Annotated in this window: 11 protein-coding genes; 4 read left to right on the top strand and 7 right to left on the bottom strand. The window is 43.5% G+C overall.

Annotation, left to right across the window (positions count from 1 at the left end; genetic code table 11):
* Positions 1 to 73: 73 nt before the first annotated feature.
* The 6 genes from sds to RRG12_RS01140 all read right to left on the bottom strand — a co-directional run bounded on the left by sds (position 74) and on the right by RRG12_RS01140 (position 9,881).
* On the bottom strand, positions 74 to 1,045 hold the full coding sequence (sds, locus tag RRG12_RS01165; RefSeq protein ID WP_069071401.1) for a solanesyl diphosphate synthase: 972 nt from the start codon (positions 1,043 to 1,045) through the stop codon (positions 74 to 76).
* A gap of 1,200 nt (positions 1,046 to 2,245) precedes the next feature.
* Positions 2,246 to 3,112 (bottom strand): glutamate racemase, encoded by an 867-nt coding sequence (gene murI, locus RRG12_RS01160; RefSeq protein ID WP_420758050.1) that lies wholly within the window; start codon positions 3,110 to 3,112, stop codon positions 2,246 to 2,248.
* Between the two features lie 129 nt (positions 3,113 to 3,241).
* Positions 3,242 to 5,140, bottom strand: a complete 1,899-nt coding sequence (locus RRG12_RS01155) for an N-acetylmuramoyl-L-alanine amidase (protein WP_420758049.1) — start codon at positions 5,138 to 5,140, stop codon at positions 3,242 to 3,244.
* 399 nt (positions 5,141 to 5,539) lie between these two features.
* Entirely contained in the window at positions 5,540 to 7,453 is a 1,914-nt protein-coding gene (locus RRG12_RS01150; RefSeq protein ID WP_069071398.1) for an N-acetylmuramoyl-L-alanine amidase, read from the bottom strand.
* A gap of 595 nt (positions 7,454 to 8,048) precedes the next feature.
* Positions 8,049 to 9,527 carry a cation:proton antiporter gene (locus RRG12_RS01145; RefSeq protein ID WP_069071397.1) on the bottom strand — a complete coding sequence of 493 codons (1,479 nt, stop codon included), beginning with the start codon at positions 9,525 to 9,527 and terminating at the stop codon, positions 8,049 to 8,051.
* 138 nt (positions 9,528 to 9,665) lie between these two features.
* Positions 9,666 to 9,881 carry a hypothetical protein gene (locus tag RRG12_RS01140; RefSeq protein ID WP_420758048.1) on the bottom strand — a complete coding sequence of 72 codons (216 nt, stop codon included), beginning with the start codon at positions 9,879 to 9,881 and terminating at the stop codon, positions 9,666 to 9,668.
* Between the two features lie 29 nt (positions 9,882 to 9,910).
* On the opposite strand from RRG12_RS01140, the gene RRG12_RS01135 reads away from it, so the two are divergent.
* Entirely contained in the window at positions 9,911 to 10,651 is a 741-nt protein-coding gene (locus tag RRG12_RS01135; RefSeq protein ID WP_420758047.1) for an SIMPL domain-containing protein, read from the top strand.
* 122 nt (positions 10,652 to 10,773) lie between these two features.
* On the opposite strand, the gene RRG12_RS01130 is transcribed toward RRG12_RS01135, so the two are convergent.
* Positions 10,774 to 11,136, bottom strand: coding sequence for a single-stranded DNA-binding protein (locus RRG12_RS01130; RefSeq protein WP_069071395.1), 363 nt, complete (start codon positions 11,134 to 11,136; stop codon positions 10,774 to 10,776).
* Between the two features lie 373 nt (positions 11,137 to 11,509).
* On the opposite strand from RRG12_RS01130, the gene RRG12_RS01125 reads away from it, so the two are divergent.
* The 3 genes from RRG12_RS01125 to mreD all read left to right on the top strand — a co-directional run bounded on the left by RRG12_RS01125 (position 11,510) and on the right by mreD (position 14,066).
* Positions 11,510 to 12,517: a rod shape-determining protein gene (locus RRG12_RS01125; protein WP_069071394.1), complete on the top strand. Its 1,008-nt coding sequence runs from the start codon at positions 11,510 to 11,512 to the stop codon at positions 12,515 to 12,517.
* A 101-nt stretch (positions 12,518 to 12,618) separates the two neighbouring features.
* Complete coding sequence (gene mreC, locus RRG12_RS01120) at positions 12,619 to 13,413, top strand: rod shape-determining protein MreC (RefSeq protein ID WP_069071393.1); 795 nt, start codon at positions 12,619 to 12,621, stop codon at positions 13,411 to 13,413.
* A 26-nt stretch (positions 13,414 to 13,439) separates the two neighbouring features.
* Complete coding sequence (mreD, locus tag RRG12_RS01115) at positions 13,440 to 14,066, top strand: rod shape-determining protein MreD (RefSeq protein WP_069071392.1); 627 nt, start codon at positions 13,440 to 13,442, stop codon at positions 14,064 to 14,066.
* Positions 14,067 to 14,512 lie beyond the last annotated feature (446 nt).

Here is a 14,512-nt window from a genome sequence, read left to right as displayed (position 1 = left end):
TTCCCTTAATAACAGGTGGAAAGTTTCACTTGGGTCTAAATCCCCACTTTCTACCCGATAAGTGAGAACTGATTTAATAGAGGCGACTCAGTGTGTACTCAGCTATGTTAATCAATGCCTGGTGGGATTCTGAGGGTGGGAGAACTGCAAGATGTTCAATTGCTAACTTAGCATGGTGAGCAGCTAAGTCTCGCGCCTGCTGTATACCTTGACTGTCTTGAATTAATGCTAGTGCTTGCTCTAAATCACCTTCTTGAGCAAACTCTCGTTCAATCAGCACTTCCAAAGATGGTTTTTCTGCTAAAGCAAATAAAACTGGTGCAGTCAGATTACCACTTTTGAGATCCGACCCCACTGGTTTACCCAAGGTATCTGTTGTACTGGTGAAATCTAGAATGTCGTCAACAATTTGAAATGCTATACCAAAATGACGACCGTAGCTATACAGATGCTCAACAGTTTCTCGTGAGACTTCACTGAGCAATCCAGCTGCTTTAGAACTGTTGGCGATTAACGAAGCTGTTTTGTAGTAACTCTTCTCAATGTAAGTTTCAGTAGAGATACCAGCATCAAAACGATTTAGTCCCTGCTGAATCTCCCCAGTAGCCAGATCCATAATGACTTCTGAGAGCAGTTTCACCACCTCTAAATTATCCAAGTTTGCTAAATACCAGGATGATTGGGCAAAGAGAAAATCTCCTGCTAAGATGGCAATGCGGTTCCCAAACAAACTATGAACGGTAGGAACGCCTCGCCGCACGTCTGATTCATCTACCACGTCGTCATGTACCAAACTTGCTGTGTGAATCATTTCTGTAATCTCAGCTAGGCGGCGGTGACGTGGTGTAATGTCTTGTTCTAACATTGTTGCCCGCGATATTAGCAGGACAATTGCTGGTCTGATACGCTTTCCCCCAGCTCCGAATAAATGTTCGGCTGCTGCAAACAGAATGGGGTGGCGGTTTCCAACTAGCTGTTTTAGGTTATCTGCTAGTAGTCGCAGGTCTGCTTCCACAGGGGTAAACAGGGAGGTGGCTGGGGTCATGGATGGGCGGACTCTGACTTAGGTTACGAAAGTTTACATATCCTATACTCATTTTAAGATAACCCTGTGCCAGCGCAAAGTTTTCATAAGGTAATACCATATTTATGAGTCTATGGGTGATAATTAAGGTTAGGAATAGGTTTGTCAATAAGTAATTGTGCTTAATTTGTGAGAACTCAGATTTTAAACTAACTTAAAACATAAATTTTCAGTACATGAGAATAAATATCAGATGAAATTGTATTAAGTAGTTTCTCATCTCCCCTTTATCGCCACAGTTCAAAACAAAAGTTAAGTAACATTACTTATTGACAAAATAGATATAATTTAAATTTTTCGCCAATGGGTAAGGCTAAGTTTTTTCAGATTGAGTCATAGCTCTTCAAAAAATTTGAAATTTAGCAGTCGATTGGGCTTCAAATTCAGGGTCGTTGTGTTACGCTAAAATGTAGGAATTTTAAATTTTTCAGATATTCACACCCCAAAAGTTAAGTCAGCTACTAGTTGATTTTACTGAGTTGGTATTGTGAGTCTAAAATAAATATTCGTCGGTAAGATTAAGGGAATAAATTCTTTAATTTTTCCTACGGTAAGCGAAACTCCTGGTTTGGAGCTATGTGATATCCCTATGGGAGGCTGCTACACGTCTTCAGCGCACGTTGAGCGCAAGCATTGCTCTTGTCACAGCAGTTTGAGCAGCAATAAAGCAGATCAAGTAGACCGCTGAGAATCGTAGTTTTAGATTGCTAAACGGCAAACTAACTGCTGTGGGATCTATGGTCTGCAAAAAGTCGCATCAGACAATAAATTCTTTGTCCGTAGAGAATTTTATCTCTATAGGTAATTTTACCATAGGAAACTACAGCCATCAAGAATGCACTTGATTGGCTGAGGTTCTACTAATTTATGGAATTTTATATTCGTTTAGAAGGGTGCTAGTAGAACAATGATTTACGGAAGTATACCTATGATGATTTTTATTTTAGCGTCTGGATATTTGTTCACAGTCTACCTGTTATTAGCACTGGCGAAGCGAACGGGTACAAAGACTGTTCCTACAAGTTTCCCTTCATCTACTGAGGGAAAACATAAGCAGGAGATATCAGTTAATAGTCAATAGTCATTTGTCCTTTGTCCTTGGTCATTTGTTTTGATTAAAAGATTAAGGACTAAGGACTAAGGACTAAAGACTAATTAGTTTTATTGGAGTTTGGAAATAGCGGTATCAGTGAAGCAAACCTCTTCAACCATTGGGGTATAGCCTAGCCACTGCACTCCTGACTGGGAAAACTGTTGAGGACAACCGCTGACGGCGAAGCGAGTTGGTAGTGGTAAGTGAGTATTTTTTAAGCCTAGTAAGTCTAGCTCTTGGGCACAAGCTGCCACAACATGAACAGCTGGATCAACTAACTGGACTTGAGAGGGGAGGAGCGATCGCAGTACTGGTGTAAGGTGGGGATAATGGGTACAGCCGTGGACTAAGGTATCAATTTCCTGCTCTAATAAAGGCTCTAAGTAGGCTCGTGCTACTTCGGCAGTGTAAGGGTCGTGAATGCGATTTTGCTCAATCAGTGGCACAAACTCTGGACATCCAACTTGCCAGACTTGGACATCAGGAGCAATTTCGAGTATGGCGTGCTTATAAGCATTACTCTTAGCCGTGGCTGGAGTGGCAATTACACCAATCCGCTTTCCTAGCTGCACCGCCGCTCTTGCACCCGGTAAAATCACTCCCAAAATGGGTATGCTGAATTCTTGACGCACGATTTCTAAGGCTAGGGCAGAACTGGTGTTGCAAGCCATAATCACCATTTTTACCTGCTGCTGTTGTAGCCAGGTAATAATTTCACGCGTAAATCGTAAAATTTCTGCTTGTGAACGAATTCCGTAAGGAAGTCTAGCTGTATCCCCAAAATAAATAATTGATTCATTGGGGAGTTGCCGATATAGTTGTCGCAATACCGTTAGCCCACCCACACCACTATCAAAGATGCCAATTGGGGCACGTTGGGGTTCTTGATCAGAAAAATCGTCAAGATTCCCTTCAAAAATGGAAGATGAATACACAGGCAGATATAAATTTAGGATTTGGGATTTAAAATACAGAATTTAGCAGACAATCTCCAAATTGACCACTAAATTCTGCAAATAAAAGAAGTTTAAATACCACCTCTTTAATTAGTAATTTGTACTATATTACCTCTGCTTTAAGTATTTTAGGATGCCACTAGCGATCGCTTCTGCCATCCGATTTTGATACTCTGGTGTTCCTAATCTGGGGTTATCCTCATAACCACTCATGTAGCCTGTTTCCACTAAAATCGAAGGCATGGAGCTTTTCCTGAGAACGTAGAATCTAGCTTTGCGGGTTCCTCGGTCTTTGATAGTACCGATGTTCTGGAGAATAGAATTGCGAACTGCTTCAGCCAGAGCATAACCACTTTCGTAATAATAGACTTCTAAGCCATTCACACTTGGACGACCATCAACCGAATTAGCATGAATGCTCACAAACAAAGTGGCGTTAACTCGCTCGGCGATATTTACCCGTCCCTGAAGTTCTACAAAAAAGTCAGCATCCCGCGTGAGTAACGCTTGTACACCATTTTGCTCTAAAATTGCTGCTACCCTTCTACCAATAGGCAGGACTACATCCTTTTCTAACAGTCCACCCAGACCAGGAGCACCTGAGTCTTTGCCACCGTGTCCTGGGTCAATTACTACTAGTAATTTTCCTCTGGGAACCGAGGGGCGTGGCTGAGAAGTGGGACGAGGATTATCTGTGGGGTCTGGGAATTGACCTTGGTTTGACGATGGTAGGGGAGGTAAAGTAATGGGCGGTGTGATACTACTACTAGAGCGTCGTAATTGTAGAGCTAAAAGCTGATCGCTAACTTGGTTGAGTTCCCCAATTTGTACTCCGGCTGCTGGTTGAACTAAGACAGTGACAGTATTAGATTCTTGTGGTTGCAGGCGGACTCGCAGGATAGGGCTATTAGCATTAAAAGTCGGGCCTGTAACTTTGGGAGCCAACCGAGCATTGTTGATGGAAATGCGATACAGACCAGAAGTTCTATCCCAGCCGGCTATGGCAGATAAAGCTTGGTCGGCTCTAATCAACAGTTGTGTACCATTATTAGCCAGTTCCACAGACTGAATGGTAGCAGGTGAGTTGTTAGAAGGTGCTACGGGGCGTGGACTGTTACTTCCAGGTACTTGAGCAACGCCACGACTGGGCAGAACTACAAAACCACCAACACTGCTAGTAGTTGCTCGCCAATTAGGACTATTTTCGCCTACCTCTAAAGTCAGGCGGACAACAGATGGACTTGTTTGTAGTTGACTGAACTGAATGCGGCTGACACCATAGCGATTAATTGACAAATCGCGTTCCTCTAGATTTGGTGATAAAGTTGCGCCAGCAATGTCAATGTTGATTGCCTTCTGATCATTGCTACGGTTTACCTGAATCTGAGGATTACCACCATTGGTGCGGATGAAAAAGCCATCGCCTGTGACTTGTAAGTTCTCAATTTCAGTAACCCTGGCGGCAACCATTCCGTTTCTAGGTGAATTGACAGAGTTGGTTGTCACCACATTGTAAATATTTCTTGGGGAGAAGGTTGGTGTAGATGTTCTCGGTGAAGGGTCTGTGGCAATAACTTCTTCTTGTTGCCCCTCAGTATTTCGTGAGGGTACATTTTCGGCTTCTGGTGTAGGTAATTGCACTGTCCAGCGATCGCCAGTTGTACCCACAAATTGTACTTTTTTGGGGTCTAAAGTGTAACCAGGGCTGAGTTCAACGACTATCCGCGTTGTCTCTGTATCAAACTGCCCAATACGAATCGAGCGAATTCCACCGCCCACTTGTTGGGTTTGCTGCGGACGCCCAAATGTGGTTCCTGGCAAATCAATTACTAGGCGAGTCGGGTTAAAAATTAATTGTGCTTGGGGTTGAACATCCCCTAAAGTATTAATTTCCAGCTTGTTTTGATTGGCATCAAAACGCCAAGATTCAAGTCTCGCGGCCATTGCCGGCGACGACAGCATGAAGATAGTTCCAATAGTACTGGATAGTAACCAGCGTAATTTCACAGTCTTTTCTCCTGATTCACATTCATGGGAGCCGTCAACATCTCAACATATTGGCAAATCCTCACACCGTCACCACGCACACTTGAGTTTTGCGCTGTTATTAAGACACAGCTAGCTAATGGCGTAAAATATAGCACGCTCCTCTGATTTTGCCATGCCATTAGCCGATATAAATTTGACTGCCTATTTTAGGTTCATACCGGACTAACGTCCTGCTATGCGCTTTCACCTCTTGTGGGTGACACCAATCCAAAATCTGTTGACTTGCAAAGCATCAGATGACAATAACAAAGAAGCTACTCTTGTCCCGCAGCAAGAATACTTAAATTGTTTTACTACTAAATTGGATAAAAATGGTAAAGATTAGATGTATTTACTCAATAATTTCGACTAAATTACTTATCTTCTCTTTAGATACTGAAGAATGCCACGAGCGATCGCATCTGCCATTTGATTTTGGTAAGCCAAGCTTCTGAGTTTAGCGTTATCATCTCGACCGGTCAAATAACCTGTTTCTACCAGAATCGAAGGCATAGAACTTTTTCTGAGGACAAAAAATCTGGCTCGCCGCACTCCCCTGTCTCTGACATTTACACCTTGGAGAATACTGTTATGGACAGTCCGAGCTAGACCCAAACCACTGTCGTAATAATATGTTTCCAAGCCGCTGACATCCGAACGACCTGGCCCGACTGCATTAGCATGAATACTCACAAACACATCAGCATTAGCTCGTTCTGCTAATTGCACCCGTCCTGGAAGGGTAACAAAATAGTCAGAATCCCTTGTCATAACTACTTGTACGCCATTTTGCTGCAAGACCTGAGCTATTCTTTTGCTAATAGGCAAAATAACATCCTTTTCGCGTAATCCTCCAAGACCTACTGCACCAGGGTCTTTACCGCCATGTCCTGGGTCAATGAGGACTACCACTCGTCCATTGGTAACTCGGCGCTGTGGTTGGGTTGGAGGTTGGGGATTGGGATTGTTTGGGTCTGGGAATGGCCCCCGGTTTGGTGGTGGTAGCGGAGGTAAAGCAAAAGGAGGTCTTCTGGGGGGGATTGTCACAATTCGACGAGAGCCTTGTATTGGTAGAGCTAAAAGCTGGTCGCCGATTTGCTGGGGTTGTCCAAGTTGTACTCCGCTTGCTGGTTGAACTAAGACAACGACTGTGTTGGGTTCTTGTGGTTGCAGGCGTACCCGGAGAATGGGGCTATTAGGAGCAAAAGTAGGGCCTGTAACTCTGGGAGCTAACTTGGCATTGGGAATTGTGACGCGGAACAGACCAGAAGTTCTATCCCAAGCTCCCGTAGCAGATACAGTTTGGTCGGCTCTAATTAGCAGTTGTGTGCCATTATCAGCCAGTTGTACAGACTCAATTGTTGCTGGGGAGTTGTTAGCAGATAGTCTGCTAGGTAGAGAGGGTGGTTGTGACTGATTGTCCGATAGATTTGAATTACTACTTCCAGGCAGTGTGACAACGCGACTAGGCAGAACTACCAAACCACCACCGTTACTATTACTTGCTCGCCAGTCTGGGCTATTTTTATCTACCCGCAAAGTCAGGCGAACGCCAGGAGGTTGGGTTTGTAGTCGGGTGAATTCGACGCGGCTAACACCATGCTTGTTAACCGGTATATTATTCTGCTGCGCCAGACGTGGTGATAAAGATGCGCCAGAGATATCCATGAAGATGGTAGCGCGATCGCGGCTGCGAATTACCTGAATTGGAGGATTACTACCACTGGTGCGAATGAACAACCCATCACCTGTGACTTGTAAGCTCTCAATTTGAGTCGCCCCTCGTGTAGTAGTGGCAACTCTTGAAATGCCAGGTTGCGGCTCAGAGTTTGGGGTAACAACAGTGTAAGCACTTCTGGGAGATGAGGTCGGAGATGAGGTGGGAGATGAAGCTACTCTCTCGATTTCTGGCTTAGGTAATTGCACCGTCCAGCGATCGCCAGTTGTACCCACAAATTGCACTCGTTTAGGGTCTAAAGTATAACCAGGACTGATTTCAACAACTATACGTGTTGTTTCTGTATCAAACTGCCCAACACGAATTGAGCGAATTCCACCACCCACCTGTTGGGTTATTTGTGGACGCCCAAATGTAGTTCCTGGCAAATCAATTACCAGCCGAGTCGGGTTGAAAATTAGTTGTGCCTGGGGTTGAACTGCTCCCACAGTATTAATTTCCAGCCTGTTTTGATTGGCATCAAAGCGCCAAGATTCAAGTCTCGCAGCCATTGCCGGCGACGATAACATGAAGATAGTTCCAATAGTGCTGGGTAGTAACCAGTGTAATTTCACAGTCCTTTCTCCTAATTCACGTTCATGGGAGGCGTTAATATCTCAACTCATTGGTAAATCATCACACCGTCACCACCTAAACTTTACTTTCGATGCTTTTTTTGATACCTGAAGACTTATGTAATACCATTTAAAATCAGTTATCAGGTTTCATCTTGGGTCTAAATCCCCATGTCAAATCTTCCACCTTTAGAGGTAGAAATTGTTACTTCCAAGGAAGCTAGAAAACTAATAACTGATAACCGTTCACTGATAACTGTTTTTTGTTTTTTGCCATCAATGCACTAAGTAAATAATTCCCATTACTGTCAGATGATCTAGCAAAATTTATGGGTGTTACTCCCCAATTACCTGGAAAATATTCAGATAAAGGCATACAGGCCAAGGGAGATTAGAAATAAATAACATTCCGAATGCTGGTAGAAATTATAAACAGACGATTATTCTACAATCACACGGGACGGAAATTTGAAGAGAGAAGTTTCCACTGCACGATCGCAACATCTTCATAGCACAGTGATAGTACTGAATTCAGAGTCCTGAGTTCTGAGCGAAAATTACTCAGAACTCAGTAAGAATTTACCCAAGACTTTGATTAACGATCGCTAGATTCTGGGGTTATTTCCGAATTGCCATTATCATTTGATGCTGGCACTTTTAACTGAGGTGGTTCAATTACCAACGAAGTCCCAGAAGAACTGTCTAAAACTAGTTGCTCTGAGCCTGCTTCCACAGCTTTTGGGTCTGGAAATACAAATCGTAACAAGGGAGGAGCTAAAAAGGTTGTCAAGATAACCATCATGATAATTGCCGCCCCTAATGGTTTTGAGAGAGCGCCACTGGCTGCGCCGACACCAGCAAACACTAATCCAACTTCCCCTCTGGGAATCATCCCCACACCGATCGCTAAACGGTTAATTCCTGGTTGACCAAACACGCTTAAACCTGTGATTACTTTACCGAGAATGGCTACTATGATCAGGAAACTTGCCATAATTAGACCTTCTCGATTGTCGGGAATTGCTGGGTTTAGCACTCCCAAATCGGTTTTTGCCCCAACAGTCACAAAGAAAATTGGCACTAACATATCGGCAATGGGGCAGACTTGTCTTTGCAATTCTTTGCGCTTGTCTGTCTCTTCTAGGACTAAACCCGCTGCAAAAGCTCCCAGAATTGCTTCTAAGTGGATAGCGGCGGCAAGGTATGCCATAGCAAAGGCGAAGATGAATGCTGGTATCACCAGTTCACCGCGTGTTTTGAGTTTATCAGCGATCGCCACGAAGGACTTATTGAAAACATTACCTAGGAGGATTGCTCCCAAAATAAAACCAGTGGCGCTGATAATCAAATAAATTACTTTGCTGACATCCACCACGCCATCTTTAGCTAGACTGGCAACTACCGCTAAAACGATGATTCCTAGAACATCGTCAATTACGGCAGCACCCAAAATAATCTGCCCTTCTTTAGAATTGAGTCGTCCCAACTCTGACAGCACTTTGGAAGTAATCCCAATACTAGTGGCAGTCAAAGCCGCCCCTGCAAAAATTGCCGGGACAGCACTAATACCAAACAAAGTCATCAGTCCCACAGTACCAGCAGCAAAGGGTACTACTACCCCCACTATTGCTACAACAGTGGCTTGGATACCAACTGCGATTAAGTCTTTTAAATTCGACTCCAAGCCGATTTCAAACAGCAGGATGATCACACCCAATTCTGCTAAAACGGAAACGACTTCAGACTGAGCGGCAAACACTGCTGGAGTGGCTTCAGGCGTTAAACCACCAGTGATTTGAAGGAAGGACATGATCAAAGAGTTAGAACTGTCTGTGCTGCCTTCTGGAAATACTAAAAGGTGGAAAACAGAGATACCTACTACTACACCACCTACTAGTTCGCCTAATACAGGTGGCAAACCCACTTGGTTTGATAACTCTCCACCAACTTTGCTGGCGAGATAAATGACTACTAAGCTTAGTAGCACTGCTGCTATTACCATTGAACTGTCCGCGGTTTCTGTTGCGGTAGCCAGCAGAGGAAAAGAGAAGTTGATTGGATTTAACAAATACATGGGTTCCGTGAAAATCCTTCTCTTTGATTTTGACGCGTTTCTCAAAAACGTCTACCGATGGAGATGCTTGGGCAGCTTGATCAAATTAATTTGTGCCATTTGTCAAATTAATCAAGCGCTGCCTTTCTGGTTCAGGTTTCAGCAGCTAATACGCCACGACAAAATCTCTAAAAAAGCTAGTGTAATTTTTTTAGTTTCAAAAAATGTAACCGTTTCAGCTTTTGACGATCGCAGTGTCAAAGTAAGAACATACAAATCGTATCTAGCGATCGCACTTGAGTTGTGAAAAACTTGTGGTAGCTGTTGACTCTCAACGGCCACCAGAAGATTGCTACATGCGTTTATTAAAAACATCTGTGGATACTTTGAGGAGTGCAAATCTTATGACTAGAGCCGCTTTAACCGGTTCTCAGTTTCCATCTGGAAACTTGTGGAAAATACTGCCTTTAGCCTTGCTGGTATGTGTAACTTTTACGCTGCCCGCGTTGGCGCAAGAAAAAGATAAATTGTGGCGAACCCTTAGTGTCAGTGGTCGCGGAGTAGAAACAATTCCTACAACCCTGGCGCAAGTCAGTTTAGGAGTGGAGATTCAGGGGAAAACAGCACAGGAGGTACAGCAAGAAGCCGCCCGCAGGTCATCGGCTGTAGTTGCGTTCCTCAAGAGCAAAAATGTTGAAAAATTACAAACTACTGGTATCCGGCTCAACCCAGTTTATAGCTACACCGATAATGTACAGCGAATTACAGGCTATGCTGCCAATAACACTGTGAGTTTTAGCATTCCTGTTGAGCAAGCTGGGACATTATTGGATGATGCAGTAAAAGCAGGTGCGACACAAATTAACGGTATTAGTTTTGTTGCGAATGATGAAGCGATCGCGGCTGCTCAAAAACAAGCATTAAAAGAAGCTACTCAAGACGCCCAGCAGCAAGCTGATGCTGTTTTCAGTGCCTTGGGTTTTAAATCCAAAGAAATAGTGAGCATTCAAGTTAATAATGCTACTCCACCTCGTCCACCCATGTTTTTACGGGCTGAGGCTGCAAAGTTAGATGATGCTTCCACCCCTGTTGTTGGTGGTGAACAGGAAGTAGAAGCATCGGTGACATTACAAATTAGTTATTAGTCATTTGTCATTAGTCCTTTGTCCTTTGTCAGGATAAAGGACTAATAATCAATGCCCAATGACCAATGCCCAATGCCCAATGACCAATGCCCAATGCCCAATGCCCAATTCCCAATTCCCAATTAAAAATGTTCTGAAGACATATCTCCAGTACCACCCTCTCCATCTCGCTTAGAGCCTAATAAATCTAGTTGGTCTACTCTAATAATCGGTGTAGAACGGTTTGCTCCTGTTTGGCGATCGCTCCATGTGTCAAACTTCAAGGAACCTTTGATGCCAATTAGACTTCCCTTGCGGACATAATTACCTGCTACCTCAGCCGTTTTATCCCATAATTCCAACGTGAACCAGTCAGGTTCATCGCTGTTGCGCGATCGCCTTTTTACCGCTAGTGTCAGTCTGCACTTCACACTACCAGACTCAAAATACTTTATATCAGGGTCGCCGCCTACACGACCAACAAGAGTGACAATATTGATACTCATCTACGTTACCTTTTCAGTACAAATGTACTTAGCAATTTAGACTTTCATCATAGCGAATTGTGAAACACTTGAAAATAATGTGTTAAACAGTTAACAATATAGTTGACTTGAAAAATTATACACACTACTTGGAGAAACACATAAAAGTATACGGATATACTAAGCTAACCAGAGAATATCAAAAAACAGATGCCTGAGACATACTAAATATTCCTGGGAATCATATAAAAATATAGTCTAGTTTACTCAACTCAGGATACAAACGTAATCCAATCTGGCACGATTAACTCTGACCGTTGTAGTCAAAAAGTATCGCACATAGGGGGCTTAGAGAAGCGTGGGCATTTTTAGGAACTTTCGCACATCATGGGATATGGGTATCGACCTCGGTACCGCTAACACCCTGGTTTATGTATCTGGTAAAGGTATTGTACTACAAGAGCCTTCTGTAGTTGCTATCGATGTCAACGAAAAGGTGGCACTAGCAGTCGGAGAAGAAGCCAAAAAAATGCTCGGTCGCACACCTGGAAATGTGATTGCCCTCCGGCCTTTGCGGGATGGTGTAATCGCTGACTTTGATATAGCCGAGCTGATGCTGAAAAGCTTTATTCAGCGTGTAAATGAAGGTAGGTCTTTAGTTTTACCCCGGATTGTCATTGGTATTCCCAGTGGTGTCACAGGAGTAGAAAGGCGAGCTGTAATGGATGCAGCTCACCAAGCAGGAGCCAGAAAAGTCTATTTAATCGATGAACCTGTAGCTGCGGCCATCGGTGCAGGACTACCTGTTGCCGAAGCGACAGGCAACATGATCATTGATATCGGTGGTGGCACAACAGAAGTTGCAGTGCTGAGTCTTCAAGGTACGGTGATTAGCGAATCAGTACGCATTGCTGGAGATGAACTGACTGATGCGATCATTCAGTATATTAAGAAAGTTCATAACTTAGTTATTGGTGAACGTACTGCCGAAGATATCAAAATTCGGCTTGGTTCTGCATATCCGACTAATGATGATAATGACGCCATGATGGAAGTCCGAGGTTTACACCTGCTTTCTGGTCTACCGCGAACTGTAACAATCAAAGCCCCAGAAATCCGTGAAAGTATGTTGGAACCGCTATCAGTAATTATAGAAGCTGTAAAGCGGACACTGGAACGTACACCTCCAGAACTAGCAGCAGACATCATTGACAGAGGTATTATGTTAGCTGGTGGTGGTGCTTTGCTCAAAGGCATAGATACCCTCATTAGCCATGAAACAGGGATTGTAACCCACATTGCGGCTGATCCTTTAAGCTGTGTTGTGCTGGGAACAGGTCGTGTGTTAGAAAACTTTAAACAGTTGGAACGAGTTGTCACCGAAAGCTCTCGGAATATGTAACAAAAAAAATATCAGACTTGAGTTCTATTTGAGTTCTATTTGGGTTTTATATAAATAGAATCCAAGTAGAACTTAATTTATATAAGTATACAAAGGTATATATGATGACAATACGGCGTTGGTGGGATCGTAAAGGATTGCAAATCGGGTTGTTAGCTCTAGTAGTTGGTAGTGCTTGGATATTGCGACAGACTCAAGGTGAATTGGTGCTTGAGACATACCAGGCAATTACCCGTCCGTTAGAGATGTTGCAGTCAGGGCCAACTCCAGAAGAACGTCTCAGAGATGCCCGGATATCAGAATTGCAAACCCGTATAGTAGATTTGGAAAGTCAAAAGACAAAGCTACAAGATTTATTAGGCTATGTAGAAAAAGAGCCTCTAGCATCACGGCCAATTCCAGCACGGGTGATAGGCCGTAGTGCTGACCAGTGGTGGCAACAAGTTACCCTGAATCGCGGTGCGAATGCAGGGATTCAGGAAGGCTTCATAGTCAAGGCTGATGGCGGTTTAGTGGGTTTAGTAGAAAATGTAACACCCAATACTAGTCGCGTGTTGTTAATCAGTGATCTCAAGAGTCAAGTGGGTGTATCCATTAGCCGCACGGCAGCTAAAGGCGTTTTGCGAGGAGATTCTTCTGCGGAAGCTGTGCTGGAATTTTATGAAAAAGTCCCAAATGTGAAAGTGGGAGATTTAGTTTCCACATCTACTTATAGTCAGAAATTTCCATCCGGCTTGGCAGTAGGACGAATCAAGTCACTAGATTTAAAGAAACTCCCAGCATCAGTGGCAAAAATAGAACTTTTTCCGCCAATCCGCTCTCTCGATTGGGTAGCTGTTTATCCAAAGCCAGAAAACCAAGAGTCGGCAACTCAAGTGCCACAAAAGTCTAAGTAAATTCTTCCTTGAAAATCCATAGAAAAATGAAGATTCCTGCATTTGGTGGTAGCAGGCAGAAAAAGCCAAAATCGTCAGAACGAAAGCGAAAATCAAAATTCCAAATCCAGCCGCTTTCTCGTTGGCATCCCAGCATACGTCAGCTGTTGGGTTGGATAGTGACGATTGGATCTGTACTGTTATGTTTACTATTATTACCAACCCGGTTCCCAGGTATGGAATTATTAGGAATTGGCCCTAACTGGCTGTTAATTTGGGTGGTAGCTTGGAGTGTGAAGCGCACGGTTTTTGCCGGAGCATTGGCAGGTATAGTTCTAGGATTACTTCAAGATTCAATGACATCACCTAACCCTACTCATGCCCTCAGTTTAGGTATAGTGGGAATTTTAACTAGTCTGCTCCAGAAACAGCGTTTTATCGAAGAAGATTTTATTTCGATTGCTGTAATTGTCTTTATTATGGCGGTTTTGGCAGAAACTATCTTTGGGTTGCAATTAACTTTGATAGGCAATGAGCGTAAGGTGACAGATATTTGGACGTATTACCAGCGTGTCGCTCTTGCCTCTGCCATTCTTAGTAGTTTATGGGCACCGGTAATTTATTATCCCCTAAACCGTTGGTGGCAACGGATAAAATTATTGGAGCAGTCTTGAATTCTTGAAAAAAATCTATAGGAATCCGACTTAAATTTTGAACGACTGATGAGAGTGAAAGTCTTATTCAGTATGATTCCTATATGTTAGTTGATGTTGTAACTCGGTACTTGGAAATGCTTGAGTCAAGTCAGCTTCGTCTTGCTTTTCCAAGCAACCCAAAACTTAAGGTCATTCGTCTTTAACCCAAGCATATTGAGGTGTAGCCCATCGTAGACATCGCAAAAACGATTAGCTGGCGAGACGAAACGAATTAAACGCAACCCCAGCTGCGACACTTTCAAGAGACCTCTTTCATAAATCAAAAATAAATAACCCCACCCCGCATTTGAGTAAAGCAAACGCTCCCCAAGGCATCGCTACGGTGTACACACAAGTCCTAAAAACCTAGCTTGATAAGCATTTCCTCGTTCCCAGTCTCCAACTGGGAATGCATTCATTGAGTC

The sequence above is a fragment of the Nostoc sp. CALU 546 genome (genome assembly GCF_048836525.1).
The sequence above is the reverse complement of the archived record's forward strand: the minus strand, read 5'-3'. Positions and strand labels throughout refer to the sequence as shown.